The sequence below is a fragment of the Collinsella sp. 1033st1_E11_1033SCRN_220408 genome, from assembly GCF_039062465.1.
Lineage (GTDB): Bacteria > Actinomycetota > Coriobacteriia > Coriobacteriales > Atopobiaceae > Parolsenella.
Window position 1 is genome coordinate 1 of record NZ_JBCLNF010000023.1, and the last position, 1,637, is coordinate 1,637.

The 1,637-nt window shown below is 71.8% G+C and carries 1 protein-coding gene; it reads left to right on the plus strand.

The features are described 5' to 3' along the window. The first annotated feature begins 118 nt into the window (after positions 1-118). Positions 119-1,411 carry an IS30 family transposase gene (locus ABCN07_RS07960; RefSeq protein WP_005987407.1) on the plus strand — a complete coding sequence of 431 codons (1,293 nt, stop codon included), beginning with the start codon at positions 119-121 and terminating at the stop codon, positions 1,409-1,411. The last annotated feature ends 226 nt before the right edge of the window (positions 1,412-1,637 follow it).

Consider the following 1,637-nt stretch of genomic DNA (forward strand, 5'->3'; position numbering starts at 1 on the left):
CCTTGATTATCAACTTTATCCGAACACCTCCCACATTCATCCGCACATGTGCGGATGAATGTGGGAACCCGATACCCTGAGGGCCGGATCGGCCGGCCCCGGGAGATCGGAGGACGGCATGTCCGGAAAGAAGAAGAGCGGCTCCGCAAGGGCGGTCCCGAGGGCCTACGGAAGGCTCACGAGGCACGAGCGGGACACGGTCCAGAGGATGCTGGAGCGCAGGGCGTCGTGCAGGGAGATCGCGAGGGAGCTGGGCAGGTCGCCCTCGACGGTGAGCGCCGAGGTGGCGTCGCACAGGTTCGTGACGGCGCCGAAGGCCAGGCGCGGCGAGCGCGTGGACGCCTCCGCCGACCTGTCGGCGGCCTGCCCGCGCCTGGCGGCGTGGCCGCGCTGCTGCAACGGGTGCGGCCGGTACCGCGCGATCGGCTGCAAGCGCCGCCCCCACGTCTTCTACGAGGCCCGGGCCGCGCAGCTGTGCGCCGACTCGGTCCTCGTCTCGTCCAGGCGCGGGATAGACGCCGACGAGCCCGCCGCGGCGGCCAGGCTGGAGGCGATAAGGGACTGCCTGCGCCGGGGGCTGTCGCCCGAGCAGATGGCGGCGCGCAACGGCGGCCCGGTGGACCTGTCGCCGTCGACCATCTACCGCTGGGTCTCGGCGGGCTACGACGGCATGACCAACATGGAGCTCAGGCGCAAGGTCGGCTACAGGCCGAGGAAGCGCGCCGCGGGCCGGGCGGCGACCCGCCACTCCGCCCGCAGGTCGCATGCCGCGTTCCTCGCCCTCGGGGAGGACGCGTGCGCCGCGGCCTGGGAGATGGACACCGTCGAGGGGGCCCGGGAGGACTCCGCCTGCCTGCTCACGCTGCTGCACCGCCCCAGCAGGCTCCAGCTCGCGCTGCCGCTGGAGGAGAAGACCGCCGGGTGCGTCGCGGACGCCCTGGAGGGCGTCCGGGCCATCCTCGGCGCCGACGGGACGCGCCGCGTGTTCCGCGCCGTCCTCACCGACAACGGCGCCGAGTTCTCCGACGAGGCGGCGATCGCGGCGCTGCTCGGCGAGGGGCCGGGCGAGACGAGGCTGTTCTACTGCGACCCCAGGCGCAGCGACCAGAAGGGCGCCTGCGAGCGCAACCACGTCGAGATCAGGAAGCTGCTGCCCAAGGGCGCCGGAATCAGGTTCGACCGGCTCGCCCCGGCCGACCTGGCGCTGGCCATGTCGCACGTGAACTCCGAGCCCCGCGGCGCGCTCGGCTTCGCGACGCCCGCGCGCGCCTTCAGGGCGATGCTCGGGGAGGACGCGGCGGCGCTGCTGGACGCCTACGGCGTGGAGGACGTGCCGCTCGGCGATCTCGACCTGACGCCGGGGCTCATCGAGAGGGCGCGCGCAGAGAGGGGCGATGCCCCGCTGGCCTAGCCTAGGAGAAAAACGGAATAGACGGACCGACCGTCCGGCTGAGTCTGGGAAGAGGTGCCGGGCGGCGGGCGGAGCATGGCCACCGGACCCATCGAAACACATCTCCACCATTCCTTCAACTGGGAAAATGCCGCCCCCGGGGCCCGGATAGGACCTCGGGGGCGTTCGGTTAACTGCGGGAGCGTGCCGTCAGCTCAATGTGTTCGGTTGGGATCGGAAATCAACC